The sequence below is a fragment of the Sorangium sp. So ce385 genome, from assembly GCF_051474135.1.
Lineage (GTDB): Bacteria > Myxococcota_A > Polyangia > Polyangiales > Polyangiaceae > Sorangium > Sorangium cellulosum_D.
The window spans coordinates 13851602-13875319 of the sequence record NZ_CP150337.1 but is presented as its reverse complement, the minus strand read 5'-3'; the positions used below and the strand labels follow the sequence as shown (position 1 = coordinate 13875319).

The 23718-nt window shown below is 73.1% G+C and carries 21 protein-coding genes and 1 tRNA gene; 16 read left to right on the top strand and 6 right to left on the bottom strand.

Annotated features, from left to right (window positions below):
* The first annotated feature begins 166 nt into the window (after positions 1–166).
* Entirely contained in the window at positions 167–1573 is a 1407-nt protein-coding gene (locus tag WME83_RS50855; RefSeq protein ID WP_437316934.1) for a sigma 54-interacting transcriptional regulator, read from the top strand.
* 79 nt (positions 1574–1652) lie between these two features.
* On the opposite strand, the gene WME83_RS50850 is transcribed toward WME83_RS50855, so the two are convergent.
* A complete protein-coding gene (locus WME83_RS50850) occupies positions 1653–2093 on the bottom strand; it encodes a deoxycytidylate deaminase (protein ID WP_437316933.1) in 441 nt (146 codons plus the stop codon).
* Between the two features lie 310 nt (positions 2094–2403).
* Between WME83_RS50850 and purD the strand changes: the two genes are divergently transcribed.
* The 4 genes from purD (at position 2404) to WME83_RS50830 (ending at position 6244) form a co-directional block, all read left to right on the top strand.
* Positions 2404–3696, top strand: coding sequence for a phosphoribosylamine--glycine ligase (purD, locus tag WME83_RS50845; RefSeq protein ID WP_437316932.1), 1293 nt, complete (start codon positions 2404–2406; stop codon positions 3694–3696).
* Between the two features lie 190 nt (positions 3697–3886).
* Complete coding sequence (locus tag WME83_RS50840) at positions 3887–4336, top strand: hypothetical protein (protein ID WP_437316931.1); 450 nt, start codon at positions 3887–3889, stop codon at positions 4334–4336.
* A 177-nt stretch (positions 4337–4513) separates the two neighbouring features.
* Entirely contained in the window at positions 4514–5392 is an 879-nt protein-coding gene (locus tag WME83_RS50835; RefSeq protein WP_437316930.1) for an FHA domain-containing protein, read from the top strand.
* 3 nt (positions 5393–5395) lie between these two features.
* Complete coding sequence (locus tag WME83_RS50830; protein WP_437316929.1) at positions 5396–6244, top strand: FHA domain-containing protein; 849 nt, start codon at positions 5396–5398, stop codon at positions 6242–6244.
* On the opposite strand, the gene WME83_RS50825 is transcribed toward WME83_RS50830, so the two are convergent.
* The 3 genes from WME83_RS50825 to WME83_RS50815 all read right to left on the bottom strand — a co-directional run bounded on the left by WME83_RS50825 (position 6135) and on the right by WME83_RS50815 (position 8367).
* Entirely contained in the window at positions 6135–6962 is an 828-nt protein-coding gene (locus WME83_RS50825; RefSeq protein WP_437316928.1) for a DUF721 domain-containing protein, read from the bottom strand. The two genes, WME83_RS50830 and WME83_RS50825, sit on opposite strands and share 110 nt — an antisense overlap.
* Before the next feature lie 241 nt (positions 6963–7203).
* Positions 7204–7286 (bottom strand) — tRNA-Leu (locus WME83_RS50820).
* 217 nt (positions 7287–7503) lie between these two features.
* Positions 7504–8367 carry a Crp/Fnr family transcriptional regulator gene (locus WME83_RS50815; protein WP_061622455.1) on the bottom strand — a complete coding sequence of 288 codons (864 nt, stop codon included), beginning with the start codon at positions 8365–8367 and terminating at the stop codon, positions 7504–7506.
* Positions 8368–8590: 223 nt separating this feature from the next.
* Between WME83_RS50815 and WME83_RS50810 the strand changes: the two genes are divergently transcribed.
* On the top strand, positions 8591–9562 hold the full coding sequence (locus WME83_RS50810) for a hypothetical protein (RefSeq protein WP_437316927.1): 972 nt from the start codon (positions 8591–8593) through the stop codon (positions 9560–9562).
* Positions 9563–9573: 11 nt separating this feature from the next.
* Positions 9574–11493, top strand: coding sequence for an NAD(+) synthase (gene nadE / locus WME83_RS50805; RefSeq protein ID WP_437316926.1), 1920 nt, complete (start codon positions 9574–9576; stop codon positions 11491–11493).
* 54 nt (positions 11494–11547) lie between these two features.
* Here the strand turns inward: nadE and add are convergent, their stop codons facing one another.
* Positions 11548–12729: an adenosine deaminase gene (gene add / locus WME83_RS50800; protein ID WP_061622452.1), complete on the bottom strand. Its 1182-nt coding sequence runs from the start codon at positions 12727–12729 to the stop codon at positions 11548–11550.
* Positions 12730–12792: 63 nt separating this feature from the next.
* On the bottom strand, positions 12793–14184 hold the full coding sequence (locus tag WME83_RS50795) for a vitamin K epoxide reductase family protein (RefSeq protein ID WP_437316925.1): 1392 nt from the start codon (positions 14182–14184) through the stop codon (positions 12793–12795).
* A gap of 92 nt (positions 14185–14276) precedes the next feature.
* Between WME83_RS50795 and rnr the strand changes: the two genes are divergently transcribed.
* From rnr to WME83_RS50750, 9 genes are all read left to right on the top strand, one after another.
* Positions 14277–16658, top strand: a complete 2382-nt coding sequence (gene rnr / locus WME83_RS50790) for a ribonuclease R (protein ID WP_437316924.1) — start codon at positions 14277–14279, stop codon at positions 16656–16658.
* A 346-nt stretch (positions 16659–17004) separates the two neighbouring features.
* Positions 17005–17487, top strand: a complete 483-nt coding sequence (locus WME83_RS50785; RefSeq protein WP_437316923.1) for an MSMEG_0572/Sll0783 family nitrogen starvation response protein — start codon at positions 17005–17007, stop codon at positions 17485–17487.
* A gap of 14 nt (positions 17488–17501) precedes the next feature.
* A complete protein-coding gene (locus WME83_RS50780) occupies positions 17502–18530 on the top strand; it encodes a Nit6803 family nitrilase (RefSeq protein ID WP_437316922.1) in 1029 nt (342 codons plus the stop codon).
* Entirely contained in the window at positions 18475–19827 is a 1353-nt protein-coding gene (locus WME83_RS50775; protein WP_437316921.1) for an MSMEG_0568 family radical SAM protein, read from the top strand. The genes WME83_RS50780 and WME83_RS50775 overlap by 56 nt, the downstream gene beginning before the upstream one ends.
* Positions 19724–20230 (top strand): MSMEG_0567/Sll0786 family nitrogen starvation N-acetyltransferase, encoded by a 507-nt coding sequence (locus WME83_RS50770; RefSeq protein WP_129580773.1) that lies wholly within the window; start codon positions 19724–19726, stop codon positions 20228–20230. The genes WME83_RS50775 and WME83_RS50770 overlap by 104 nt, the downstream gene beginning before the upstream one ends.
* Entirely contained in the window at positions 20230–21255 is a 1026-nt protein-coding gene (locus WME83_RS50765; protein WP_437316920.1) for a sll0787 family AIR synthase-like protein, read from the top strand. Before WME83_RS50770 ends, WME83_RS50765 begins: the two co-directional genes overlap by 1 nt.
* Positions 21252–22469, top strand: coding sequence for an MSMEG_0565 family glycosyltransferase (locus tag WME83_RS50760; protein ID WP_437316919.1), 1218 nt, complete (start codon positions 21252–21254; stop codon positions 22467–22469). The genes WME83_RS50765 and WME83_RS50760 overlap by 4 nt, the downstream gene beginning before the upstream one ends.
* Before the next feature lie 12 nt (positions 22470–22481).
* Entirely contained in the window at positions 22482–22769 is a 288-nt protein-coding gene (locus WME83_RS50755) for an MSMEG_0570 family nitrogen starvation response protein (protein WP_437316918.1), read from the top strand.
* Between the two features lie 15 nt (positions 22770–22784).
* Entirely contained in the window at positions 22785–23696 is a 912-nt protein-coding gene (locus WME83_RS50750) for a methylenetetrahydrofolate reductase (RefSeq protein ID WP_437316917.1), read from the top strand.
* The last annotated feature ends 22 nt before the right edge of the window (positions 23697–23718 follow it).

Below are 23718 nucleotides of genomic sequence, written 5' to 3'. Positions count from 1 at the left end.
CCGTCCTGCGCGAGCTGACGCAACGGTCCCCGGGACGGATCGCACGCGTGCGGTGGAAGGGCGCCCTCAGGCGCCCGGCGCGACTCTGGGGTGCGATGTGGCTGAGCCGGAGTTTGTTTCCCGCGATGGTGGCCCGCTCGAGGTCCTGATCATCACCCAGAGCTCGATGAGCACGCGGCAGCTGCCGCGCTCCGGGAGCGTCGTCCTGGGCAGGGACGAGGACGCCGGCATCTGCGTCCCGGACTCCTCGGTGTCGCGCCGGCACGCGGTGCTGCACCTCGGCCCGCCGCTCCGGATCGAGGACCTCGGCAGCAGCAACGGGACCCGCGTGCGCAGCCGGCACAGCAGCGCGGCGACCGAGCGCCTCATCGACGTCGGCAAGGGCGCGCCCGCGCGCGGCGCCGTCGAGCTCGCGCCCGGCGACGTGATCTACCTGGGCGCCGCGCGCGTCATCCTCCGGCAGAAGGACGGCGAGCGGGGCGCGCGCAAGGACGTCATCGTGAAGGACGACGCGATGCGCGCCGTCTACGCGCTGGCCGAGCGCGTCGCGAAGGGCCCCATCAACATCCTGCTCCTCGGCGAGACGGGCGTCGGCAAGGAGGTGCTCGCCGAGTCGATCCACAAGGCGTCGCCGCGCGCGGGCCGGCCGCTCCTGCGCCTCAGCTGCGTCGCCCTCTCCGAATCGCTGCTCGAGAGCGAGCTGTTCGGCCACGAGCGCGGCGCCTTCACCGGCGCCGTCCGGGCGAAGCCGGGGCTGCTCGAGACGGCCGAGGGGGGCACGGTGTTCCTCGACGAGATCGGCGAGCTGCCGCTCTCGATCCAGGCCAAGCTGCTCCGGGTCATCGAGGAGCGGAAGGTGATGCGGGTCGGCGGCCTGACCCCCACGAAGATCGACGTCCGCTTCATCTCGGCGACGCACCGCAACCTCGAGGCCGAGGTGAGCCGCGGCGCGTTCCGGCAGGACCTGTACTTCCGGCTGAACGGCGTGACCCTCACCCTCCCGCCGCTGCGCGAGCGCCCCGGCGAGGTCGCGGCGCTGGCGCAGCTCTTCGCGGAGCGCACGGCGAAGGAGCTCTTCCCCAGCGAGGCGGGCGCCGCGGCCGTCCCGCTCTCGCCCGCCGCCCTGGTCGCGCTCCAGCGCCACAGCTGGCCAGGCAACATCCGGGAGCTGCGCAACGTGATCGAGCGCGCGGTGATCCTCGCCAACGGGGCGCCCATCGGGCCGGAGCACCTGCTCCTCTCCCCGCTGGCCGATCCCGCCCGTCCCTTGCATGAGCCTACCCTTCCGGTGCAACCGTCACAGGCGCCCGCCCCGGCGGCGGCGTCCCCGAGCTCCCCGCACGGGAATGCGAGGGGCGTGCCGGACGGCGCGAAGGGCGCGCTCGACGGCGCGGGCCCCGGCCCCACGCGGCTGCGCGACGCCATGGAGGCCCACGAGCGCGAGCGCATCGTCCAGGCGCTCGAGCAGTGCATGGGCAACCAGACGCGCGCCGCGGCGCTGCTCGGGATCTCGCGGCGCACGCTGGTGGAGCGCATCCGCGTGTACGGGCTGCCGCGGCCGCGCAAGGCCTGAGCGTCGCCCGAGCGTTGCGCGAGACGTCGCGCAAGTTGCGCGAGGGCCCGCGCAACCGCGCGCCCGCGCGCGCAACGCCTCAGGCGGGCGTCTCGCGCCGCGTGAGCGGGGCGAGCTCGATCCCGAGCTCCGTGGCGAACCGGAAGATGCGCTCGTCGCGGTAGAACTCGCCGAAGACGACGCGCGAGATGCCCGCGTTCGCCATCATCTTGAAGCACCCCCAGCAGGGAGAGGCCGTGACGTAGACCGTCGCGCCGTCGATCCGCACCCCGTTCCGCGCGGCCTGGATGATCGCGTTCGCCTCCGCGTGGATCGTGCGCACGCAGTGGCCGTCCTCGATGAGGTGCCCCTCCTCGTCGCAGTGGGGCAGCCCCCGGATCGAGCCGTTGTACCCGGTCGCGAGGATGCTCTTGTCGCGCACGATCACCGCGCCGACGTGCTTCCGGTCGCAGGTCGCCCGGGACGCGACGACCTCGGCGATGCGCATGAAGTATTCATCCCACGAAGCCCGGTGAGTCATCGCTCGTCTCCACGGCGGGGATCCGCGCCCGCTGCCCTCTCGACACCGGGGCTCGCGCCGCTGTCCCCTCCAGAATGTTCAGGGATCCGCCCTCCGGTCCCCGCCTGAGGGGGCCCGGCGGCGCGCGCTCGCGGCCTTGGCCGAGCCGCGCCGCGCGCCCTGCGGGCGCTTCTATCACGATGTCGGGCGCCGCGGAGCCCCTCCCGGACGGGCGACCGCGCGAGGCGCCTCGACAGCGAGGGCCGCCGCGTGGTAGCGCGCGTGCGTGAGCTCCACTGCGAAACCACGCCGGTCAGATCGCCGCATCCTCGTGCTCGGCTCGGGGGGGCGCGAGCACGCCCTCGCGCGCGCGCTCGCCCGATCGCCCTCGGTCGCCGAGGTCATCGTCGCGCCCGGGAACGCCGGCACCAAGGCGCAAGGCGGCCCGGGCCGCGCCCCGATCCGCCGCGCCGACCTCGCCTCGCTGTCGCCCGACGAGGCGACCCGGCTCGCCGTCCGCGAGCGCGCCGACCTGGTCGTCGTCGGCCCCGAGGCGCCGCTCTGCGCCGGCGTCGCCGACGCGCTCGCCGCCGCGGGCGTCGCCGTGTTCGGGCCGAGCCGCGAGGCGGCGCGCCTCGAGGGGTCGAAGGCGTTCCTCAAGGAGTTCGCCGCCCGCCACGGGATCCCGACCGCGCCGTTCCAGATCGCGCGCTCCTTCGACGAGGCGGCCCGCATCATCCGCGAGCGCGGCGCGCCCATCGTCGTGAAGGCCGACGGGCTCTGCGCCGGCAAGGGCGTCGTCGTCGCGGCGACCGTCGACGAGGCGCTCGCGGCGGCGAAGGACATGCTCGTGGACCGCCGCTTCGGCGACGCCGGCGCGACCGTGATCCTCGAGGACGCGATCGTCGGCGAGGAGGCCAGCCTGCACGCCCTCAGCGACGGGGAGGCGATCTTCGTCCTGCCGGCGGCGCGCGATCACAAGCGCGTCGGCGAGGGCGACACCGGGCCGAACACCGGCGGCATGGGCGCGTTCGCCCCGAGCGCCCGCGTCACCCCCGAGCTCACCGCCCGCGTCGAGCGCGAGATCCTCCGGCCGACGATCGACGGCATGCGGGCGGAGGGGAGGCCCTTCCGCGGCGTGCTGTTCGCGGGCCTGATGATCACGCCGGCGGGGGACCCCATCCTGCTCGAGCACAACGTCCGCTTCGGCGATCCCGAGTGCGAGGCGCTGATGGAGCTCCTCGAGGGCGACGTCGCCGAGCTCTGCGCGTCGGCCGCGGCGGGCGCGCTCGACCCCGGGGCGGCGCGCGTCGCCCCCGGCCGGCACGCGCTCACCGTGGTCCTCGCGGCGCGCGGCTACCCGACGGCGCCCGTGACCGGCGACGTCATCCGCGGCCTCGACGCCGCGGCCGCGGTCGAGGGCGCCTTCGTGAACCACGCGGGCACGGCGGAGCGGGACGGCGCGATCGTGACCGCCGGGGGCCGCGTGCTCGCCGTCACCGCCGCGGGCGGCTCGCTCGCGGAGGCGCGGGAGCGCGCGTTCCGCGCCGTGAGCGCGATCGACTTCGACGGCAAGGTGCTCCGCCGCGACATCGGGGTGGACGGAGCGCGCGCCGCCGGGTGAGGCGCGGCGCCCGCGCGGCGCCGCGCTTGACCCTCGGCGGCCGGTCGTGCCTATCGTCTCACGAGGGCGCGCCACCGCCGCCCAGGCCGTCCGCCGGATGCGCGCGGCGACGCGGCTTGCCGGGGAGCGCATCGGCCACAGAGAGACGGGGGGCGGCGCTGCGCCACCCCCGACGCGAGAGCGCGACACCATGGAGCCCATCGTCGATCTTGCCCCGGGCGCGGAGGACAACGCCCTCGCCGCCCACTTCGGCCGGCTCGTCCGCGAGCACCTCGGCCGCGATCCGAGGCGCGTGTCCGATTTCCGAGCGCTGCGCGGCTCGGTGCTCGTCGTCGCGCAGGACACCGGCACGTCGATGACGATGCGCTTCGATCACGGGCGCCTCACCATCCACGACGGCGCCATCGGCATCCCCTCCGTCACGTTCTGCGGCGACGAGGCGGCGCTGCTCCGGCTCCCGGACATCGCGTTCCACCGCTGGCTGAGCCTCCCGAAGCTCGGCCTCCTGCACCGCCGCCAGAGCGGCCCCCTCCGCGAGCTCGCGCGGCTCGTGGCGAGCGGAGACCTCAAGATCTATGGCCTGCTCGCCCACCCGCGGCTCATCCTCACGCTGCTCCGGGTCCTCTCGAGCCACCCCTGAGGTCCGACCAGGTCGATCGCGCAGGGCCCGCCAGCGTGATGACGGTGTGATACTGTACGACGGAAGCGGACTTCACCGTCCGCGCTCGACGGGCGTTCTTGTGGGCTTGCAAACCTTTGCAACGCGGCCCGGAAGCTGGCTTTTGACGGCCTGTTGGGCTGTTGGTATGGCTCGATCATGGGCATCCGATTGCGCTACCTCGCCCACGATCTCGAGGTGCCGCTCGGCGAGTTCTTCATCGGACGGAGCGCGGATTGTCAGCTGTCGCTCGACGACCCGCTGGTGTCGCGCAGGCACGCGCTCTTGACCGTCGGCGAGGGCGGCGTCGCGATCGAGGATCTCGGCAGCCGCAACGGCGTGCTCATCAACGGGACCCGGATCACGGGCCGCCAGATCCTGTCGGACGGCGACAAGATCGCGATCGGGGGGCAGGAGATGTTCCTGCTCGGGGCGATCGAGCCGAGCTCGACGCACTCGCCGCGGAGCGCGCCGATATGGACCCGGCAGCAGAACGCGCGCACGGTCGACATGAGCGAGATGTCCTCGGGCGAGGACGACGGCGCGACGGCGATCGCCTCGCGCAGGTCGCTGCCCGGGCTGATCCCGCAGCACCCCGACAAGCGCGTGCACGCGCTGAGCCTCATCGGAAGCGTCGCCGACAAGGCGCTCGCCCTGGGGCGCGTCGACGAGGCCGAGCGCATCCTCCAGCGCTCGCTCAACGACATCCTCACCAAGGCGCGGGAGGGGGGCGTCGGGGCCGTCCAGCCCGAGCTGGTCGAGAAGGCCAGCACGTACGCCGCCCGCCTCGCCGCCGCCACCACCCGGGGGTCGTGGATCAACTATATTTTCGAGCTGAACACGCGGCTCGAGCTCCTGCTTCCCGCCTACCTCGTCGATGAGCTGTATAGTGTCCTGCGCAAGGTGAAGGCCGTCGACATGTCCATCCTTCGTGGCTACGCGAAGCGGCTCCGCGAGCGTGCGGGAGAACGTACCCCGGCGGAGCGGTTCATCCTCCAGCGAATCGAAGGGCTCGAGCGCCTCGGCGCACTGAAATAGACCATGCCTTTCCGCCTCCGGTACTTGGCGCACGATTTCGAGCTCCCCGAAGGGCCCTTCGTGATTGGCCGGAGCGGCGATTGCCAGCTCTCGCTCGACGATCCGCTGGTGTCCCGGCGCCACGCCACGCTGCAGGTGCGCAGCGACGGCGTGGCCGTGCTCGATCTCGAGAGCAGGAACGGCGTGTACGTCAACGGCACGCGCATCTCCGGCCAGCGCGAGCTGGTCGACGGCGACCGCATCATCATCGGCAGCCAGGAGATGCTGCTCTACGGCGGCGAGGAGTCGCGGCCCCACGACGCCTACGGGGTCGAGTTCCGGCGCGCGACCGCGACGCTCGGCGCGCTGGCGATGACCGAGATGCGCAAGATGTCGGACGACCCGACGGAGCTCACGAGCCCGACGGGCGACGGCGGCTCCAAGGGCTTCCAGTCGCTGCGCCTGCTCGCGAGCCTCGCCGACAAGGCGCTCGCGATGGGGCGGAGCGAGGAGGCCGAGCGCATCCTGCAGACCGTGCTGATCGACATCCTGAGCCGCGCGCGGACGAACGTGCCGCTGGAGATGCCGGCCGCGGAGCTCGCCGCGCGCTACGCGGCCCGCCTCGCGGGCGCGACGACCAAGGGCACGTGGGTCAACTACGCGTTCGAGCTCTTCACGATCGCGCGCCGCCCGCTGCCCGGCCCCGTGGTCGACGAGCTCTACACCGTGGTCCGCCGCGTGAAGTCGCTCGATATCCAGCCGCTCAGGATCTACCTCGACGACCTGCGCCGGATGGCTCCTTCGTTCGGTCCGACCGAGCGGTTCTTGATGCAGCGGATCGAGGGTCTCGAGCGGCTGGTCGCGGCGAAGTAGCCGCCGCCTCGTCGCCCGGCGCCGCGGTCGCCGGCGCGGAGGCCCGCGGCGACGCGCGCGGGGCCGGCGGCGACGCGCGCGGGGCCGGCGGCGACGCGCGCGGGGCCGGCGGCGCGGCGTCGCGAGCGGCTGCGCGCGCGGTCGGCCGAGAGGTCGACGGCGTCGCCAGCGCCGGCGCCCGGGAGGGCTGCGGCGGGGCCGCGGCGGGGGCCGGCGGCGGGTTGCGAGGGCGCGCGCTCGCGCTCGCGCTCGCCTCCGCTTCCTGCCAGCCGAGGTTCCTCGCGGCGGCCTTGGCGATCGCGTCGCGCAGATCGGGATCGGCGACCTTCCCGAGCTCCCGCCGCACCTCGGACGGGAGCGGCGCCTCCTTCGGCGCGGGGCGGACCTCCTCGCGCCACGGCGGGCGCGCGACCGGCTCCACCTTGCCGACGCGGAACCGGAGCGACTGCACCGCGAGGCCGCGCGCGCGGAGCTGCGCGGTGATCACGTCGCCGAGCATCGAGAGCTCCTGCGCCCACGTCGAGCTCGCCGCGCGGACGTGAAGGACGCCGCGCTCCAGCTTGAGCGGCCGCGCGCGCGCGGCGATCCGGGACCCGACGGCCGCCTCCCAATCGCGGAACGGCATCGGCGCGGTGTCGACCTCCGTCGGCGCCGACAGCGACGACGCCCGCTGGATCAACGCGCCCAGCCGCTCGATACCTCCGCTCCGACGCGACATGCGCGCCGAGCGTAGCAGCCCGTTGGCGGCTTGTTCCGGCGGACCGCGGCGTCCACGCTCGCCCGACGTCACGGACGGCCGGCCCCCGCCGCGCCGTGGCCCCCCGCCGTCCTACGACCAAGACAGCCGACGATCGATCGCAGGCGCCTCACCTCGCCGGAATGGCCCGGAGCCGCGAGCGCGCTCGCCAGCAGAGGACGAGCTCCGCGCAGAGGCGCTTCGTCCAGGGATTCCGCATCGGTACCGAAGGTGGGACTCGAACCCACAAGCCCGTGAGGACAGCGGATTTTGAATCCGCCGCGTTTGCCATTCCGCCACTTCGGCTCAGCGCTCCGAGGAGCGTGCGCTCGGGGAACCGTAGATCACCCGGCGCGATCCTGGCAACGGTCGTCGACGGTCTGACGACGGGTCCGATCGCGGTCCGAGGGCGATCGAAGCGAGGTCGAGGCGCGGCGACGCGCGCGAGGGAGCGGTCGGCGAGGCGCGGCGAGGCGCGGCGAGGGCGCGCGGCGGCCGCGGAGCGCGGCCGCGCGGCGCGAGCTCACACCACGAAATCCAGCATCTGGAGGCGCGTCAGGTAATCCTGGAGCGCGGCGGCGTACTCGTCGATCAGGAGATCGAGCCTCACCAGCGCGCCGTGATCGTCGATCGCGTCGATGGTCCCGCTCACCGGGATCTCGCGCGCGGGCAGGATGAGCACGCCGCTCCAGTGCGCGCCCTTCGCGGCGTCGCGGAGGCCGGCGAGGCGCAGCCAGCCGTCGGAGAGCTCGACCACGGGGACGAGCGCGCCGCTGTCCAGGCGGACGGAGCTCTTCAGCGTGTGCGCCGGCTCGACCATGTAGTGCGAGCGCCGGTTCTTCTCGATGAGCTCCTCGAGCGTCGCGCAGATGACCTTGCTGAGCGGCGTCTCCTCGCTGTCGAGCACGAGCTCGAGCAGCCGCTTCATCGCCCGCTGCGTGCGGATGAGGTTCGCGCGGACCTCCTCGAGCCGCCGCGCGTCGCGGCGGATCTTGCCGGCGACGACGTTGAGCAGGTTGTTGTAGAACGGGTAGGCGACGTCGCCGTGCCCCTCGAAGAAGTCCTGCAGCTCGGCGACGCCGATGCGCCAGATCTCCGAGGGCTGCGTCGTCACCGCGGTCGTCGTCCGCCGGAAGCCGGTGAGCGCGCCGAGCTCGCCGATCGGCGAGATGGGGCTCAGGCGGAAGCGCGTCTCGCCCCCCTCGAGCAGCGCGACCTCGCCCTGGACCAGGAGGAACAGGTGCGCCGGCGCGCTCCCGGCCTCGAAGAGCACGTGGCCGGACGGGACCTCCTGGCGCTGGAACGCCCTCATCAGCTCGTCGAGGTGGTCCTCCGTGATTCTCTCGAACAGGGGGATCGCGTGCAGGTCGGATGGACGGACCGCCATGGGGTGACACTCCTCTTCAACGTGGGTCGGGCTCCGCGTCCGCCGCGTTGCGAGACACGGATCCATGCGGCGCGCACGAGCTCGGCGTGGACCGCGGGAGGGGCATCCTACTCCAGGTCCCGTCGCGAGGAAGAGGGATGGCCGCCTCGCCGAGCGGCGCGCGCCCGCGGGGAGGCTTGCCCGCTGGCGGGATCGGGTGGGTGCCGGTAACGTCGCGTGGGTGATGCCGTCCGTTCGTCAAGGGCTCTTCGCCGCGGTGCGCCTCCTGCCGCTGCGGCTCCTCGCGCTCGGCCTCGCCCTCGCCGCCGTCGCGTGCGGCTCCGCGTCGCCTGCGGCGCCGGTCGGCGCGGAGGCGCCGCCGCCGCCGAAGCCGCGCAACGCGGCCGCGATCGCGCAGTCGATCGCCGGCGGGAAGGTCTCGGTGCTCGTCTTCGCCGACCGGACCCGCGGCCACCCGATCATGGCGCGGCTCGCGGCGCTCGATCTGTGGGGCCCCGTGCTCACCGGCACGGGGCTCGATCCGGAGCGGGACCTCGAGCGCGCCTTCATCACCGCGCCGCGCGCGGACGCGGCCCACGAGGCGGTGATCGTCCTCGAGCACAACGTGCCGCCCGAACGGCTGAAGACGGGGCTCGACACGCTCCTCTCGCGCAGCCAGCCGCCGGGCGCCGAGGAGGGCGGGCTCGGCGTGCCGGCCGTGCGCGTGACCCTCAAGGGGCACACGCGCGTGGTGGCGACCGTGGAGCCGAACTTCCTCGTGGTGCTGCCGGTCTCGCGGGCGCGCGAGGCGCGGCGCTTCATCGGCACGGGCGGCTTCCCCGAGCCGGTCGGCGAGGAGGCCGCGCTCGCCGCGGCCATCGACCCGGCGCGGACGCTGCGGGGGCCGCGCGAGGCGCCCCGCGTGCCGCCGACGCTGAGGTCGCTCGAGGCCGCCGTGACGCTGACCAAGGATGGCGGCGCCAAGGTCGCGCTCGACGGGGCGAGCGCGAGCCCCGAGGACGCCGCCCGCGACGCGGCCTTCCTCAACGCGGAGATCGAGCGCGCGACCTCGTTCCGCATCGCCATCGTGACGGTCCGGGTCGTCGACCCGGTCGAGTTCTTCGCCGAGGGGGACCGGGTGAAGGCGAACCGGCGCGTGACGCCCGGGGAGATCGACAAGCTCTTCGCCCTGCTCAGCGCCGTGCTGCCGCGCTAGGCTGCCGCCCGATGCGACTCGTCAAGATCGGAATCGCCAACGTCAACGCGACCGTCGGCGCCGTCCGCTCGAACACCGACCGGTGCCTCGCGCTCGCCCGCTCGATGGCGCGCGACGACGTCACCCTGGCGGTCTTCCCGGAGCAGGTGATCGGCGGCTACGCGTCCGAGGACCTCGTGCAGTGGCCCGCGTTCGTCGCGAGCCAGCAGCGCGAGCTCCGCCGCTTCGCCGAGGAGACGGCGTCGCTCCGCACCGTGTTCGTCATCGGCGTGACCGTCGGCGTGGGGGGCGACCTCTTCAACGCCGGCGCGATCGTCCACGCCGGCCAGGTGCTCGCCTTCTCCCCGAAGGAGAAGCTGCCCACCTACAACATCTTCTACGAGGCGCGCACGTTCTCGCGCGGCATGCCGTTCATGGAGCTCGACGCCGACGGCGTGATCTGCGGCGACCGCATCCTCGCCTTCGATTTCGGGACGATCGCCGTCGAGGTGTGCGAGGACATCTGGTCGCCCGACGGGCCGATGCGGCGCCGCTGCTACGCGGGCGCCGAGATCGTCTGCAACATCTCGGCGTCGCCGTTCCGCGCCGGGGTGACGGGCACCCGGCGCGAGATGATCGCGACCCGCGCGGCCGACAACCAGTGCACCATCGCCTACGCGAACCTGGTCGGCGGCAACGACGGGCTCGTCTTCGACGGCGGCGGGTTCATCAACCAGAACGGCCGCCCGATGCTGGAGGCGCCGCGCTTCCGCGAGGGGTACGCCGCGGCCGTGGTCGACCTCGACCGGACGACGCGCTGCCGCCGCGAGGCGAGCACCTGGCGCAGCGACCTCGAGGAGTTCCGCCGCGCCTCCCCGCACATGGTGGAGGTCCTCCGGGCGCCCGGGCAGACGGCGGACCGCTCGCGGCTCGCCTACCCCGCCCCGCCGCCGGGCACGACGCCGTTCCTGCCCTCGGCGGCGCTGCCGGCGATCTCGGCGCGCGACGAGCTGCTCGACGACTTCTACGAGGTGCTCGCGCTCGGCGTGGCCGACTACTACCGCAAGATCGGCGCCTTCAAGGGCATCGGCCTCGCGCTCTCGGGCGGCCGCGACTCGCTCCTCACGCTGCTCGTCGCCTGGCGGGCGGTGCAGCTCCTCCACCCGGGCCTCGAGGGCGAGGCGCTGCGCGCGCAGATGAAGGCGTCGCTCCACGCGTTCTTCATGCCGTCGCGCTACTCCAGCGACGCGACGCACCGGGCCGCCGCGCAGATCGCCGACGATCTCGGCGCCTCGTTCGCGGTGATCCCGATCGAGGACGCGTTCCCCCGGGAGCTCGAGGCCGCCCAGGCGATGGTCGGCGAGGGCCGGCAGCTCACCGAGCTCACGCGGCAGAACGTGCAGGCGCGCATCCGCGGCGGGCGCATGTGGAACTGGGCGAACACGAGCGGCGCGCTGTTCCTGCAGACGGGGAACATGAGCGAGAAGGCGCTCGGCTACACCACGGTGGGCGGCGATCTCGAGGGGGCGTTCAGCGTGATCGCCAACCTCCCGAAGACCGTGGTCATCGCCCTGATCGAGCGCCTCTCGCAGCGCTTCGGCTTCAAGGGGATCCAGCAGACGCTCGCCACGACGGCGGGGCCGGAGCTCGCCGAGAACCAGTCGGGGGAAGCCGAGCTCATGCCGTTCGAGGTGCTCGACGCGTGCCTCTACCTCTACGGCGCCGAGAAGCTCGCCGCCGACGAGCTGGCCGCCGCGCTCCCCAGCCTGTTCCCGGACAAGGACCCCGCCGCGCTGCGGGCGTGGGCCGAGAAGTTCGCGACCCTGTTCTCGAGATCGATCTTCAAGTGGGTGCAGTCGCCGATCGCGATCCACCTCGGATCGCTCGATCTCGACCGGGAGCGCGCGCTGCAGCTGCCCGTGGTGCAGCGGACCGAGTGGAAGGGCGGCTGAGCTCCACCCGGGCGCGCCCGGCGGCCGCCCTCGCCGCGCGGGGCGGCCAGCGCGTCAGTTGGGGGCCTTCTCGACGGGCGTCTGCGCCGCCTGCCGGCCGTCCTTCCCGTCCATCGGGGTGAGCTCGAGGATCTCGTGGCCAGGGGGCGCCGGCGGCGGGGCGGGGCGGATCGAGCCGTCGGCGGAGAAGCGCTCGAGCTCCTCGGTCACGCGGCGGAGGTAGCCCTGCTTGATGTGGAACGGCAGGAAGGCGCTCTTGAAGCCGGCCACGATGGTCGACTTGATCTCCTTCAGGCCGAATCCCATCTTCGTGTGGCAGTGCCAGAGCTCGTGCGACACCGTCGTGTCGGTGACGAGCCGGTTGTCGGTGTTGACCGTCACGCGCAGCCCGAGGCTCTGGTAGAGCTTGAGCGGGTGCGAGGCGAGGTCGCGCACGGCGCCGGTCTGCACGTTCGAGGACGGGCAGCACTCGAGCGGGATCCGGTGATCGTTGATGTAATGGAGCAGGCCCCCGTCCTCGCGCAGGCGGCAGCCGTGGCCGATCCGGTGCGCGCCGCAGACGTGCAGCGCCTGCGCGATCGACTCGGGGCCGTAGGCCTCGCCGGCGTGGATGGTGCAGTTGATGTTGTTCTGGCGCACGAGCTGGAACGCCGCCTTGTGGTGCTTCGCCGGGTGGTCGTACTCGGCGCCGGCCAGGTCGAACCCGACCACGCCGCGGCTCTTGTAGGCCACCGCGAGCTCCGCCATCTCCAGCGACGACTCCGGCGAGATGTTCCGGATGCCGCAGACGATGACGTTGCTCTCGATGCCCAGCGCGTCGCGCGCCGCCCGGAGCCCCGAGAGCACCGCCTCGACGACGCTCGTGAGGCGCAGGCCGAGGCGGGTGTGCAGCATCGGCGAGTAGCGGACCTCCATGTAACGGACGTTCTCGCGCGCGGCGTCCTCCGCGAGCTCGTAGGCGACGCGGTAGAGCGCCTCCTCGGTCTGGAGGACGCGCAGCGTGATGTCGAACGCCTTGAGGTACTCGACGAGCGAGCCGCAGTTCTGGCCCAGGTTCATCACCCGGCGCAGCTCCGACGGCTCGTACGTCGGGAGCTCGACGCGGTTGCTGCGGGCGAGATCGATGATCGTCTCGAGGCGCAAGGAGCCGTCGAGGTGGACGTGCAGATCGGTCTTGGGTAGTTGCCGGAAGAACTCCAGCGGGAGCTTGCCGGCTAGCTCGGGATGATCACTCATGAGCTATTCTGTCACCCGCCGACCGGCCGCGAAAGGCGGCAGCCGGGCGCGGCGCGGCGATGCTCACGGCGCCGCCGCCGATGACGGGGGCGGCGCGGCGGCCCCGCCCGACGCGCCGCGCGAGCGATCCCGGCTGCCCACGACCACGGCGGCCGCGGAGACCCCGAGGAGGGCGACGAAGAGCAGCGGCAGCGGCAGGCTGAGCGGATCCCCGGCGGCCTCGCGCCGCAGCGCATCGCGGAGGCGATCGGGGTTGTAGCCGACCACGAGCCGCCGCCCGACGTAGGTGGCGGGGAGCCCGCGCGCCTCCATCCGCCCATACAGCGCGACGTCCGCGTCGATCGTGGCCTGGGTCTCCGGCGCGGCGAGGCAGGCCTCGAAGTCGGCGGGGAGCCCGAGCGGCGCGAGGACGGACGCGACGCGGTCGTCCGTGAGCTTGCCGGGCGACGCGCTGTAGAGCAGCGCCGCGGCCTGCTCGCGCTTGTCCGGGGGCGCGCAGACGTAGGCCTTCGCCGCGGGGAGCGCGCCGGGGTGGCTGGGCAGCGGCACCATCTTGCGCACGTGGCGCAGCCGGTCGCCGTAGGGCTCCTCCATCTGGCTCATCTCGGGGTGCAGCCGGCGGCAGAAGGGGCACTCGAAGTCGGTGAAGGCGACGACCGTGATCTTGCCGGGCTCCTGCAGCGCCGCGAGCTCCGGCGGGAGCGGCGGGATGACCGGGTAGCTGCCCCAGAGGAACGGCAGGCCGATCGCCGCCACGGCGGCCGCGCCCCACACCGTGGTGCCGGGCAGCCCGCCCTGCGCGGCGCGATCGAACGCCGCGCGCGGCATGCGCCACGCCTGCCAGGCGACGAGCGCGGACGTGATCGCGGCGGCGAGGGCCGCGACGTCGACCGCGACGCACCACGCGCAGAACGCGCCGATCGCGAAGGCCTGCAGCCCGAGGAGCACCGTGGCGGCGAGGCCGCCGACGGCCGAGGCCGCCGCGATCGCGACGTGGTGCCAGCGCTCCCGCGCGAGCAGCGAGGCGGCGAGGAGCGTGGTGAAGGCGGCGAGGCCGAGGTTCGGCAGCGGGACCCCGAAGAGCCGGCTGTACGGCGACACCCGGACGGCGAAGCAGCCCGAGCTGACGCCGCAGAACGCGGGGTCGCCGGCGTTCTGGTACTCGACGACGAGCGCCGCGCTCGCCGCGATGGCGACGAACAGCGCGAGCCGGAAGAGCGTGACGACGAACCGGGCGCGCCCGGCCTGCGCCTCGCCGGTCGAGGTCGCGGGCCCCGCGGCCTGGGTCGCGGGCCCCTCGCGGGGCGGCCCCTCGGGGCCGGCCCGATGCGCCTCCGAGGAATCACGCGCGTCATGTCTGTCGCGCGCCGGACGCACCGCGAAGACGTTGCCCCTCCCGGCGAGGAAGACGAGGAGCATCAGCGCGAGGAGCAGGGCGATCGAGTTCAGCAGCATCGGTCGGTGGCGGCGCTAGAGGCGTGGGTTCGAGGCATACCGGACCCGGGCGGCGACAGCCAGCGAGAGGAGACTCGTGCTAGTCGAGTTTCATGCGTTCCTCATCTCGCGGAGATTCCCCGACGACCGGCTCCGGCGCGCGGCGCCGGGAGGCCGTGGTCGATCTGCTATCGTCATTCAAGCGCGCCCTGCACGCCAACGAGATCGCCGAGCGCCTCGGGGTCGAGCCGAGCCGCTACACGAAGCTGCAGCGGCTGCTCGAGGAGCTGTCGACGGAGGGCAGCATCGTCGCCCTCCCCGGCCAGCGGTTCCGCGTGAGCCGCCAGCAGGTCGAGGCGCGCGGCGCCGAGCACGAGGGGACGCTGACCGTGCACCCGCGCGGCTTCGGGTTCGTGTCGCTCGGAGGGGCGGCCGAGGACGTCTACATCTCGCCCGAGGCGATGGGCGGCGCGCTCCACGGCGACACCGTCGCGGTGCGCATCGCGACGCGCTCGCGGCGCGGCGTGGAGGGGGAGATCGTCCGCGTCGTCAAGCGGCGTCACGCGCGCGTGGCGGGCGTGCTGCGCCGGCGAGGCAGGAGCGCGTGGCTCGAGCCGGACGACGGGCGCGTCCGCGGGCCGATCGTGATCGTGCCGCGCGAGCCGGGCGGGCCGATCGCGCCGCCCGACGCGGAGGACGGCGCCGCGGCGGTCGTGTCGATCGCCCGCTTCCCGGACCTGCCCGACGAGAACCCGGAGGGCGTGCTCGAGGCCGTGCTCGGGACGCCCGGCGACCCGAACGTGGAGGTCGCCAAGATCCTGCTGCGCGAGGGGATCGAGGAGGAGCACACGCGGGAGGCGATCGCCGAGGCCGAGGCGTTCGGCGGCGAGGTGCCGGCCGAGGCGCTCGAGGGGCGCACCGACCTCACCCACCTGCCCATGCCGACGATCGATCCGGAGGACGCGCGCGACCACGACGACGCGGTCTGGGTGATCCGCGAGGACGACGGCTCGTACCGGGCCTGGATCGCGATCGCCGACGTGTCGCACTACGTGCGGCCGGGCAGCGCGCTCGACCAGGCGGCGCTCGGGCGGGGCAACTCGATCTACCTGCCCGATCGCGCGATCCCGATGCTGCCGCGGGCGCTGTCGTCGAACCTCTGCTCCCTCTTGCCCGGCGTGATCCGGCTCTGCCTGTGCGTCGAGGTCGAGCTCGACCCGACGGCGACGGTGCGGCGCGCGCGCGTCATCGAGGGGTACATCCGGTCGATCGCGAAGCTCACCTACCCCGGCGTGGCGCGCGCGCTCGGCTTCACGCCCGATCCGCCGCGCAGCCCGGAGGCCGAGGCGCTCCGGAACGACCTCCAGGTGATGTGGGACCTCGCCCGGCTGCTCCGCGGCCGGCGGATGCGGCGGGGCGCGCTCGACCTCGACCTGCCCGAGGCGAAGGTGGTGCTCGATCCGTCGACGGGCGCGCCCGTCGACGTGCAGAAGCGCAGCCACGACCCCGGGGTGGCGAAGGCCTACCAGCTCATCGAGGAGCTGATGCTCCTGGCGAACGAGACCTGCGCGCAGTTCGTGGTCGACCAGGGCATCCCCACCGTGTTCCGGTACCACGCGCCCCCGGACCAGGCGAAGCTCGAGCGCTTCGCGACGATGTGCGGGGAGCTCGGGCTCGCGTTCGATCCGGAGGACGCGGCCGATCCGAAGCGGCTGTCGGTGTTCCTGAAGAAGCTCGACGCGCACCCGCAGAAGCAGGTGCTGCACATGCTCCTGCTCCGCGCCATGAAGCAGGCGGTGTACGACGTGGCCAACGTGGGCCACTTCGGGCTGGCCTCGAGCGCGTACCTGCACTTCACCTCGCCGATCCGGCGGTACCCGGACATCACCGCCCACCGCGCGATCCGCGCGGTGCTGCGCGGCGAGCGCGTCGACCGGAGCGAGGCGGCGCTCGAGCGGCTGCGCGAGGCGGCCATCCTGGCGTCGGAGCGCGAGCGCAAGGCGATGGAGGTGGAGCGCGAGGTGGTCGATCTGCACCGCGCGCTGGTCATGCGCTCCCGGCTCGGGGACACCTTCGAGGGCACCGTGACGGGCATCGTGGGGACGGGCGTTTACGTCAACATCGAGGATCCCTTCGTCGACGTGCTCGTCCGCATGGAGTCGCTCGGCCCGGATGATTACGAGATCGACGACGAGGGGCTGCGCGTCATCGGCCGCCGTTCGGGGGACCGGATCGCGATCGGCGACGCGATGCTCGTGCAGATCGAGGACGTGGCCATCCTCCGGCGCACCATCTACGGCCGGCGGCTCGCCGGAGACGGGATGTCGGACGAGCCGAAGCCGCGCCGGCTGCGGCGCGACGCGGCGGACGCACGGACAACTCGTCGTGTCAAGACCAGCAAGAGCACGAAGCCCGCCAAGGGCATGAAGGCCGGCAAGGGCGGCAGCGGTGGCAAGGGCGGCAAGAGCGCCAAGGGGCGAAAGAAGCAGCGATAGCAGGGCGCCCGGGGGCGCGACGCCCCGCCGGCATTCATCCCCGCGGCCTTTGCCGCTCGGACGCACGAGCGCGCGACACCGATCGAGCCGCGCTCACGCGCGCGGACAAGCGCGCGAAACCTCCTCGAAATCGCAGAGATAGGCCCTCGAAATCAACGAGGCGAGCCCGCCCCGCGCGCGGCTCGGTTCGCTCGCATCGACCGTCGACGCGAGATCCACAATCGCACCTCCTCCGCGCCTCCTTCAGAACCGAGTCCCGATCAAAAGAGGACGGGCTCCTGCATTTTCCTTGCGTTCAGAAAATCACTATGGTCTCAACTTAATCATTCTAGGAGAGAGGTAACCAATGCCGAAGCCGACGTATCCCGCCTACAACGCTGGTGACTTCCTGGTCGATTACGAGGAGAAGGTCTTCGAAGACGTCAAGGCGAAGCCGGGAGAGAAGGCGCTGGTCACCTTTCACACCGTGGCCTTCGAGGGATCGATCGGCCTGGTCAACGTGCTGACGGCGATCCGCCTTCAGCGTAAAGGGTTTGAGACATCCATCTTGCTGTACGGGCCGGGCGTCACGCTGGGGCTGCAGCGCGGCTTTCCGAAGCTCGGCAGCGAGGCGTTCTCCGGGCATCTCGCCGTGAACCAGCAGCTCGGACGGTTCATGGAGGAGGGCGGCAAGGTGTACGCGTGTCGGTTCGCGCTGCAGGCGCTCTACGGCCACGGCGAGCACGCGCTGATCCCGGGAATCAAGCCCATCAGCCCGCTCGACGTGCTCGACATCCAGCTGATCCACCGCCGGGAGAACGCGTTCATGGTCCACTCCTGGACGCTCTGACCCGAGCGCCGTCCATGGAGTACAACCGCAAAGTCCGGGCGGCCGCGGTGCAGGCCAGTCCCGTCCTCGGCAGCAGGGACGGGACGACCGAGCGAGTCGTCGCCGCGATCGCCAGGGCCGCGAAGGAGGGCGCCGAGCTCTGCGTCTTCCCCGAGGCGTTCGTCCCGTATTACCCGTACTTCTCCTTCGTGCTCCCGCCGCCCGCCATGGGCAAGGAGCACATGCGCCTTTACGACGAGGCGGTCACCGTCCCCGGCCCGGTGACGCGGGCCGTGGCCGCCGCCGCGCGCGCGCACGGGGTGGTCGTGGTGCTCGGCGTGAACGAGCGCGATCACGGCACGCTGTACAACGCGCAGCTCGTCTTCGACAGGGACGGCGCCCTCGTGCTCCACCGGCGCAAGATCACGCCGACCTACCACGAGCGGATGATCTGGGGGCAAGGCGACGGCTCGGGCCTCAGGACCGTGGACACCGCGGTCGGGAGGCTCGGCGCGCTCGCGTGCTGGGAGCACTACAACCCGCTCGCGCGGTTCGCGCTCATCGCGCAGCACGAGCAGATCCATTGCAGCCAGTTCCCCGGCTCCCTGGTCGGGCCGATCTTCGCCGAGCAGATGGAGGTGACCATCCGGCACCACGCGCTGGAGTCGGGGTGCTTCGTGGTGAACGCCACGGCCTTCCTGACGCCGGAGCAGGTCCGGGAGGTCGCGCCGAACGAGCAGCTCCAGGGCGTGCTGCGCGGCGGGTGCATGACGGCGATCGTGACGCCGGAGGGCGCGCACGCGTGCCCGCCGGTGACCGACGGCGAGGGGATGGCCGTCGCGGACCTCGACTTCGCCCTGATCACGAAGCGAAAACGGATGATGGATGCGGCGGGGCACTACGCCCGGCCCGACTTGCTGCGGCTTTGGATGGACACGGCAGAGCGACCGATGGTGCTCGGCGCGGGCAGCCCCAAGGCCTCCTCCCTCGATCCTGCGGCGGTGGACCATGGATACCCAGACGCTGATCACCGAGCTCCAGTCGTTCGGCCTGAGGCTGGCTGAGGCCCCCGAGGGCGCCCCGGGCGCGGGCGCCGCGGCGCCGGGCGAGCCCGCGTCGCCCGCGTCGCCCGCGTCGCCCACGTCGCCCACGTCGACCGACGGCGAGGGCCGCGCGGCGTGGACCTCGCGCCGCGGCGGGGCGGGGCCGACCCAGCACGTGGCGGCCACGCTCCGCGGCGCCACGGTGATGATCCCGATCCACACCGACCAGGCCGCGGCGTCGCCGTTCGTGGCGCGGATCGGGCGCGACGGCGCGGGGACCGTCGAGCGCGACGGCAGGGAGCTCGCGCCGATCGCCCTCGTGAAGGCGCCGCGCTTCTACGCCCTCTCGACCCAGGACGGCATCCCCTACCCCAAGATCGCGCTCCTGCACGGGGCGGACGTCCTCGCCTCGACGGTGCTCCAGACGTGCATCCGGTACACGGAGCGCGACAAGGCCTGCACGTTCTGCGCGATCGGGCAGTCGCTCGCGGCCGGGCGCACCACCGCGAAGAAGACGCCGGAGCAGCTCGGCGAGGTCGCCGAGGCGGCGGCGCGGCTCGACGGGGTGCGGCACGTGACGCTGACCACGGGCACGCCGCGGTCGCCCGATCGCGGGGCGGCGCACCTCGCCGACTGCGCGCGCGGCATCAAGGCGCGCGTCGACCTGCCGGTGCAGGCGCAGTGCGAGCCGCCCGACGATTTCGCCTGGTTCGAGCGGATGCGCGCGGCCGGCGTCGACAGCCTGGGCATGCACCTCGAGGCGGTCGAGGACGAGGTGCGCGCGGCCGCGATGCCCGGCAAGGCCGAGGTGAGCGTGGCCCGGTACTTCGAGGCGTTCGAGGCGGCCGTGCGCGTGTTCGGCCGCGGCCAGGTGTCGACCTACCTCATCGCGGGGCTCGGCGACTCGCTGGCGTCGCTGCTCGACGCGAGCGAGCGGCTCATCGCGATGGGGGTCTACCCGTTCCTCGTCCCGCTCGTGCCCATCCCGGGGACGCCCGCGGCCGATCGCGCGCCGCCCTCGGGGGAGTTCATGCGGGCGCTCTACGCGCACATCGGCCCGCTGCTCGCGCGGGCGGGGCTGCGATCGAACGACGTGAAGGCGGGCTGCGCCCGCTGCGGCGCCTGCTCGGGGCTCTCGGGCTTCGAGGCGGAGGGCCGGGCCGCGGCGCCGCCGGACGCGGGCGCGGCATGGACATCAACCTCGGAGAGCTCCGATGACGCCTCAGTACAGCTTCGAGCTTGTGCAGACGCGGGACACGTATCTCGCGTACCTCCGCTTGCGCCGGGCCACCTTCTGCGACGAGCAAGGGCTGTTTAAGACCACCGACGAGGACGACTGGGACGCCTCGGCGTTCCCCATCGCGGCCGTGCTGCGCGGGGCGCCGGGGGGCGAGGCGGTCGTCGGCACGGTGCGCATCTACGAGGCGGAGCCCGGCCTCTGGTACGGCGGCCGGCTCGCCGTCGAGCGCGCCCACCGCAAGCAGGGCGTGGTCGGCCGCGGCCTCGTCCACAAGGCGGTCACCACCGCCCACGGCTGGGGGTGCCAGCGGTTCCTCGCGCTCGTCCAGGCGGCCAACGTGCCGTTCTTCGAGAGCATCCACTGGCGCTCCCTCGAGGAGCGGTCGTTCCGCGATCGCCCGCACCACCTGATGGAGGCCGACCTCGCGAGCTACCCGCCGAGCGACGAGCCCCGCCCGCCGCCCGGGCAGAGGTTCCGCTGATGCTCGCCGGCATCGCGGCCGAGCTGCGGGGCGCGCTCGGCATCCTCGCGAAGCGGGACGTGCAGATCCCGGCGCGGTACCTGTCCGGCAAGCCGGGCGCGGGCGGCGTGGCCGGCGCGAGCGGCGTGGCCGGCGCGAGCGACGCGGTCCATCGGCCCGCCGCGCTCGGCGACGACTGCGCGGCCATCCCCGACGGCGACGGCTACCTGCTCCTCGCCGCCGAGGGGATCTGGCCGACGTTCCTCGAAGGAGACCCGCGGTTCGCGGGCTACAGCGCCGTGATGGTCAACGTCAGCGACATCTACGCGATGGGCGGCCGCCCCATCGCCGTGGTCGACGTCGTCTGGGGGACCTCGGCCGGCGCGCTGGAGCCGGTCTGGGAGGGCATGGTCGCCGCGTCGCGCGCCTACGGGGTGCCGATCGTCGGAGGTCATACGAGCGCGCGCAGCCCCTACAACGCCCTCGCGGTGGCCATCGCGGGGCGGGCGCGGCGGCTCATCACGAGCTTCGCCGCGCGCCCCGGCGACGTGCTCGTCGCGGCGATCGACCTGCGCGGCAGGATGCACGCGGAGCACCCCTTCTGGAACGCCTCGACGGGGGCCGACCCGGCGCGGCTCCGCGGCGACCTCGAGGTCCTGCCCGCCCTCGCCGAGGCCGGCCTGTGCGACGCGGGCAAGGACATCAGCATGGGCGGCGTCGCGGGGACGCTGCTCATGCTCCTGGAGACGTCCGGCGTCGGCGCGGTGCTCGACGTCGCGGCCGTCCCGCGGCCGGGCGACGTGCGCGATCTCTCGATCGCGCGCTGGCTGCTCGCGTTCCCGAGCTACGGCTTCCTGCTCAGCGTGCGCCCCGACGCCGCCGGCGCGGTCCTCGCGGCCTTCGCCCGGCGCGGCATCGCGAGCGCCGCGGTCGGCGCCGTCGACGGCTCGCGGCGGCTCACGCTGGAGGCCGCCGGCGAGCGGCAGACGCTCTGGGACCTCTCGGCCGAGCCGCTCACCGGCTTCGCGGGCGAGGGCGCGCGATGAGCGCCGGCGCCGCGCCCGGCGCGCCGCTCTCGGTCGCGCTGCTCACCTACTCGACGAAGCCGCGCGGCGGCGTCGTGCACACGGTGGAGCTCGCGGAGGCGCTCCACGACCTCGGCGTCTCGGTCTGCATCTACGCGCTGAACAAGGACCAGGGCGGCTTCTACCGGCCGCCGCGCTGCCCCGCCGTGCTCGTGCCCGCCGCGCCCCCGCCGGAGGGGATCGACGCGGTCGTGCGGCAGCGCATCGCGGAGTTCGAGGCCGGGCTGCGCCGCCTCGGGGCGCGGCACGACATCTGGCACTCGCAGGACTGCATCAGCGCGAACGCGCTCGCCGCGCTGCGCGCCGAGGGGGGCGTGCCCCACTTCCTCCGGACCGTGCACCACCTCGACGACTACGACAGCCCCTACCTGCGCGCCTGCCAGGAGCGCTCGGTGCGCGAGGCGGACGCGTGCCTCGTCGTCAGCGAGGCGTGGCGGAGGACGCTCCGGGCCGATCTCGGCGTCGACGCGGCGATCGTCCCGAACGGCGTGAGCCTGCGGCGGTACTCGCCGGCGCCGGACGCGCGCGACGCGGAGCTCCGGGCGCGGCTCAACGCGACCGGGGCGCCGCTCTACGTGACCGTGGGCGGCGTCGAGCCGCGCAAGAACTCGATCGGTCTGCTCAAGGCGTTCCTGTCGGTCCGGAGGCGGCTGCCGGGAGCCCAGCTGATCATCGCGGGCGGAGAGACGCTGTTCGATTACGCGCCCTACCAGCGCGAGTTCGAGGCGATCGCGCGGGAGCACGGCGTCTGGCCCGCGCCCGCGGCCGCGTCGAGGGCGCAGGCCGCGGGCGCGCCGCCGCCGCTGGTCCTCGCGGGCGTGCTCCCCGACGCGCTGATCCCGCCGCTCTACCGCCTCGCCGACGCGTTCGTCTTTCCGTCCGTCCGCGAGGGGTTCGGGCTCGTCCTGCTCGAGGCGATGGCGTCGGGCGCGCCGGTGGTGAGCTCTGCTCAACCTCCCTTCACCGAGTTCCTCCGAGACGGGGAGAGCGCGCTGCTCGTCGATCCCTCGAGAACAGACGATCTCGCGGCCGCGATGGAGGCTATCCTGGAGGGAGGCGTGAGGCGGCGCCTGCGCGCGGCGGCGATCGAGGCCGCGGCGCGGTACACGTGGGAGCGCTCGGCGCGCATCGCGGCCGGCGTCTACCGCGAGTTCCTCGGATCCCGCCAAAACTAGGACGAGCGACGTATGCCGGAGATGCGCTTCGTGATCGAGTGGCCGAGCGGCGAGCAGCAGGTCTGTTATTCTCCGTCGCTCGTGGTGAAAGAGCACCTCGACGTCGGGGAGAGCTACTTCATCGACGATTTCGTGTCGCGTTGCCGGAAGGCGCTCGAGATCGCGAGCGAGCGGGTCTTCAAGAAGTACGGGTTCCCCTGCAGCCTGGCGCGGGCGGAGGCGGCGCGCATCGCGAGCGCGGCCGCGCGATTCCACGGCCAGAGCGGGGCCAAGGTCCGGGTCCTCAAGTTCGTCGAGTGACGGAAGGAGCACGGTATGGTGTCGAAGTCGAAGATGGAGCGCCTCCTCAGCGAGCGCCAGTTCCTCGTGTCCGCCGAGCTGACGCCCCCGCGTCACTACGACCTGGAGAAGCTCTTGAAGCACGCCCGGAACATGGCCGGGTGTGTCGACGTGGTGCAGATCAACGATCACCTGCTCTCCCAGGCGCGCTGCGCCAACATGGCAGTCGGCCATTTCGTCAAGCAGGAGGGGCTCGAGCCGGTGCTCCAGTTCTCGCTCCGCCACAAGAACAGGATCGCCCTCCAGGGCGACCTGCTCGGGATGGCGGCGCTCGGGCTCTCGAACATCATCATCCTGGGCGGCTATCCGTGCGCCATCGGCTCGGATCCCGAGGCCAAGGAGGTGAGCGACGTCGACAGCTACGCGGCGATCGAGCTGACCCGCCGGATGACGCGCGAGGGGAAGCTCTACAATGGAGACGTCATCTCGCCGGCGCCCTACTTCCACGTCGGGACCATCGATTTCCCGTGCGGGGAGCAGGCGATCGCCGGGGCGATGGACCGGCTCAGCGCGAAGATCGACGCGGGCGCGAGCTTCATCCAGGTGCAGGCGGTGTTCGAGCTCGCGCCGATGCGCCGCTGGATGGCCGCGGTGGTCGAGCGCGGGCTCCACGAGCGCGCCCACTTCATCGCGGCGATCTTCCCGTTCGCCGGCGTGGACCGGCTGAGCTTCTTGCAGAAGGTGCCGGGGCTCGTGGTGCCGGAGCACCTGATCGAGCGCGTCCGCCAGAGCGGCGACGCCGAGGGGGAGAGCTACCGGATCACGCTGGAGCTCATCCGCGGGCTCCGCGACGTCCCCGGGCTCTCGGGCATCCACATGCGCTCCATCGGCGCGGAGGACTGGGTGCCCCGGCTGGTCGAGGAGGCGGGGCTCCGCCGCGCGGCGTGAGCCGGCGGGCGGCGTGAGCCGG

Bases quoted from the DNA above. Each gene is read 5' to 3' on its own strand.
- WME83_RS50780 (WP_437316922.1), top strand. From the start codon at position 17,502: ATGGAGTACAACCGCAAAGTCCGGGCGGCCGCGGTGCAGGCCAGTCCC.
- WME83_RS50855 (WP_437316934.1), top strand. From the start codon at position 167: ATGAGCACGCGGCAGCTGCCGCGCTCCGGGAGCGTCGTCCTGGGCAGG.
- rnr (WP_437316924.1), top strand. From the start codon at position 14,277: ATGCGTTCCTCATCTCGCGGAGATTCCCCGACGACCGGCTCCGGCGCG.
- nadE (WP_437316926.1), top strand. From the start codon at position 9,574: ATGCGACTCGTCAAGATCGGAATCGCCAACGTCAACGCGACCGTCGGC.
- add (WP_061622452.1), bottom strand. From the start codon at position 12,729: ATGAGTGATCATCCCGAGCTAGCCGGCAAGCTCCCGCTGGAGTTCTTC.
- WME83_RS50815 (WP_061622455.1), bottom strand. From the start codon at position 8,367: ATGGCGGTCCGTCCATCCGACCTGCACGCGATCCCCCTGTTCGAGAGA.
- WME83_RS50840 (WP_437316931.1), top strand. From the start codon at position 3,887: ATGGAGCCCATCGTCGATCTTGCCCCGGGCGCGGAGGACAACGCCCTC.
- WME83_RS50810 (WP_437316927.1), top strand. From the start codon at position 8,591: ATGCCGTCCGTTCGTCAAGGGCTCTTCGCCGCGGTGCGCCTCCTGCCG.
- WME83_RS50760 (WP_437316919.1), top strand. From the start codon at position 21,252: ATGAGCGCCGGCGCCGCGCCCGGCGCGCCGCTCTCGGTCGCGCTGCTC.
- WME83_RS50755 (WP_437316918.1), top strand. From the start codon at position 22,482: ATGCCGGAGATGCGCTTCGTGATCGAGTGGCCGAGCGGCGAGCAGCAG.
- WME83_RS50785 (WP_437316923.1), top strand. From the start codon at position 17,005: ATGCCGAAGCCGACGTATCCCGCCTACAACGCTGGTGACTTCCTGGTC.
- WME83_RS50830 (WP_437316929.1), top strand. From the start codon at position 5,396: ATGCCTTTCCGCCTCCGGTACTTGGCGCACGATTTCGAGCTCCCCGAA.
- WME83_RS50850 (WP_437316933.1), bottom strand. From the start codon at position 2,093: ATGACTCACCGGGCTTCGTGGGATGAATACTTCATGCGCATCGCCGAG.
- WME83_RS50775 (WP_437316921.1), top strand. From the start codon at position 18,475: ATGGATACCCAGACGCTGATCACCGAGCTCCAGTCGTTCGGCCTGAGG.
- WME83_RS50770 (WP_129580773.1), top strand. From the start codon at position 19,724: ATGACGCCTCAGTACAGCTTCGAGCTTGTGCAGACGCGGGACACGTAT.
- WME83_RS50765 (WP_437316920.1), top strand. From the start codon at position 20,230: ATGCTCGCCGGCATCGCGGCCGAGCTGCGGGGCGCGCTCGGCATCCTC.
- WME83_RS50750 (WP_437316917.1), top strand. From the start codon at position 22,785: ATGGTGTCGAAGTCGAAGATGGAGCGCCTCCTCAGCGAGCGCCAGTTC.
- WME83_RS50835 (WP_437316930.1), top strand. From the start codon at position 4,514: ATGGGCATCCGATTGCGCTACCTCGCCCACGATCTCGAGGTGCCGCTC.
- WME83_RS50795 (WP_437316925.1), bottom strand. From the start codon at position 14,184: ATGCTGCTGAACTCGATCGCCCTGCTCCTCGCGCTGATGCTCCTCGTC.
- WME83_RS50825 (WP_437316928.1), bottom strand. From the start codon at position 6,962: ATGTCGCGTCGGAGCGGAGGTATCGAGCGGCTGGGCGCGTTGATCCAG.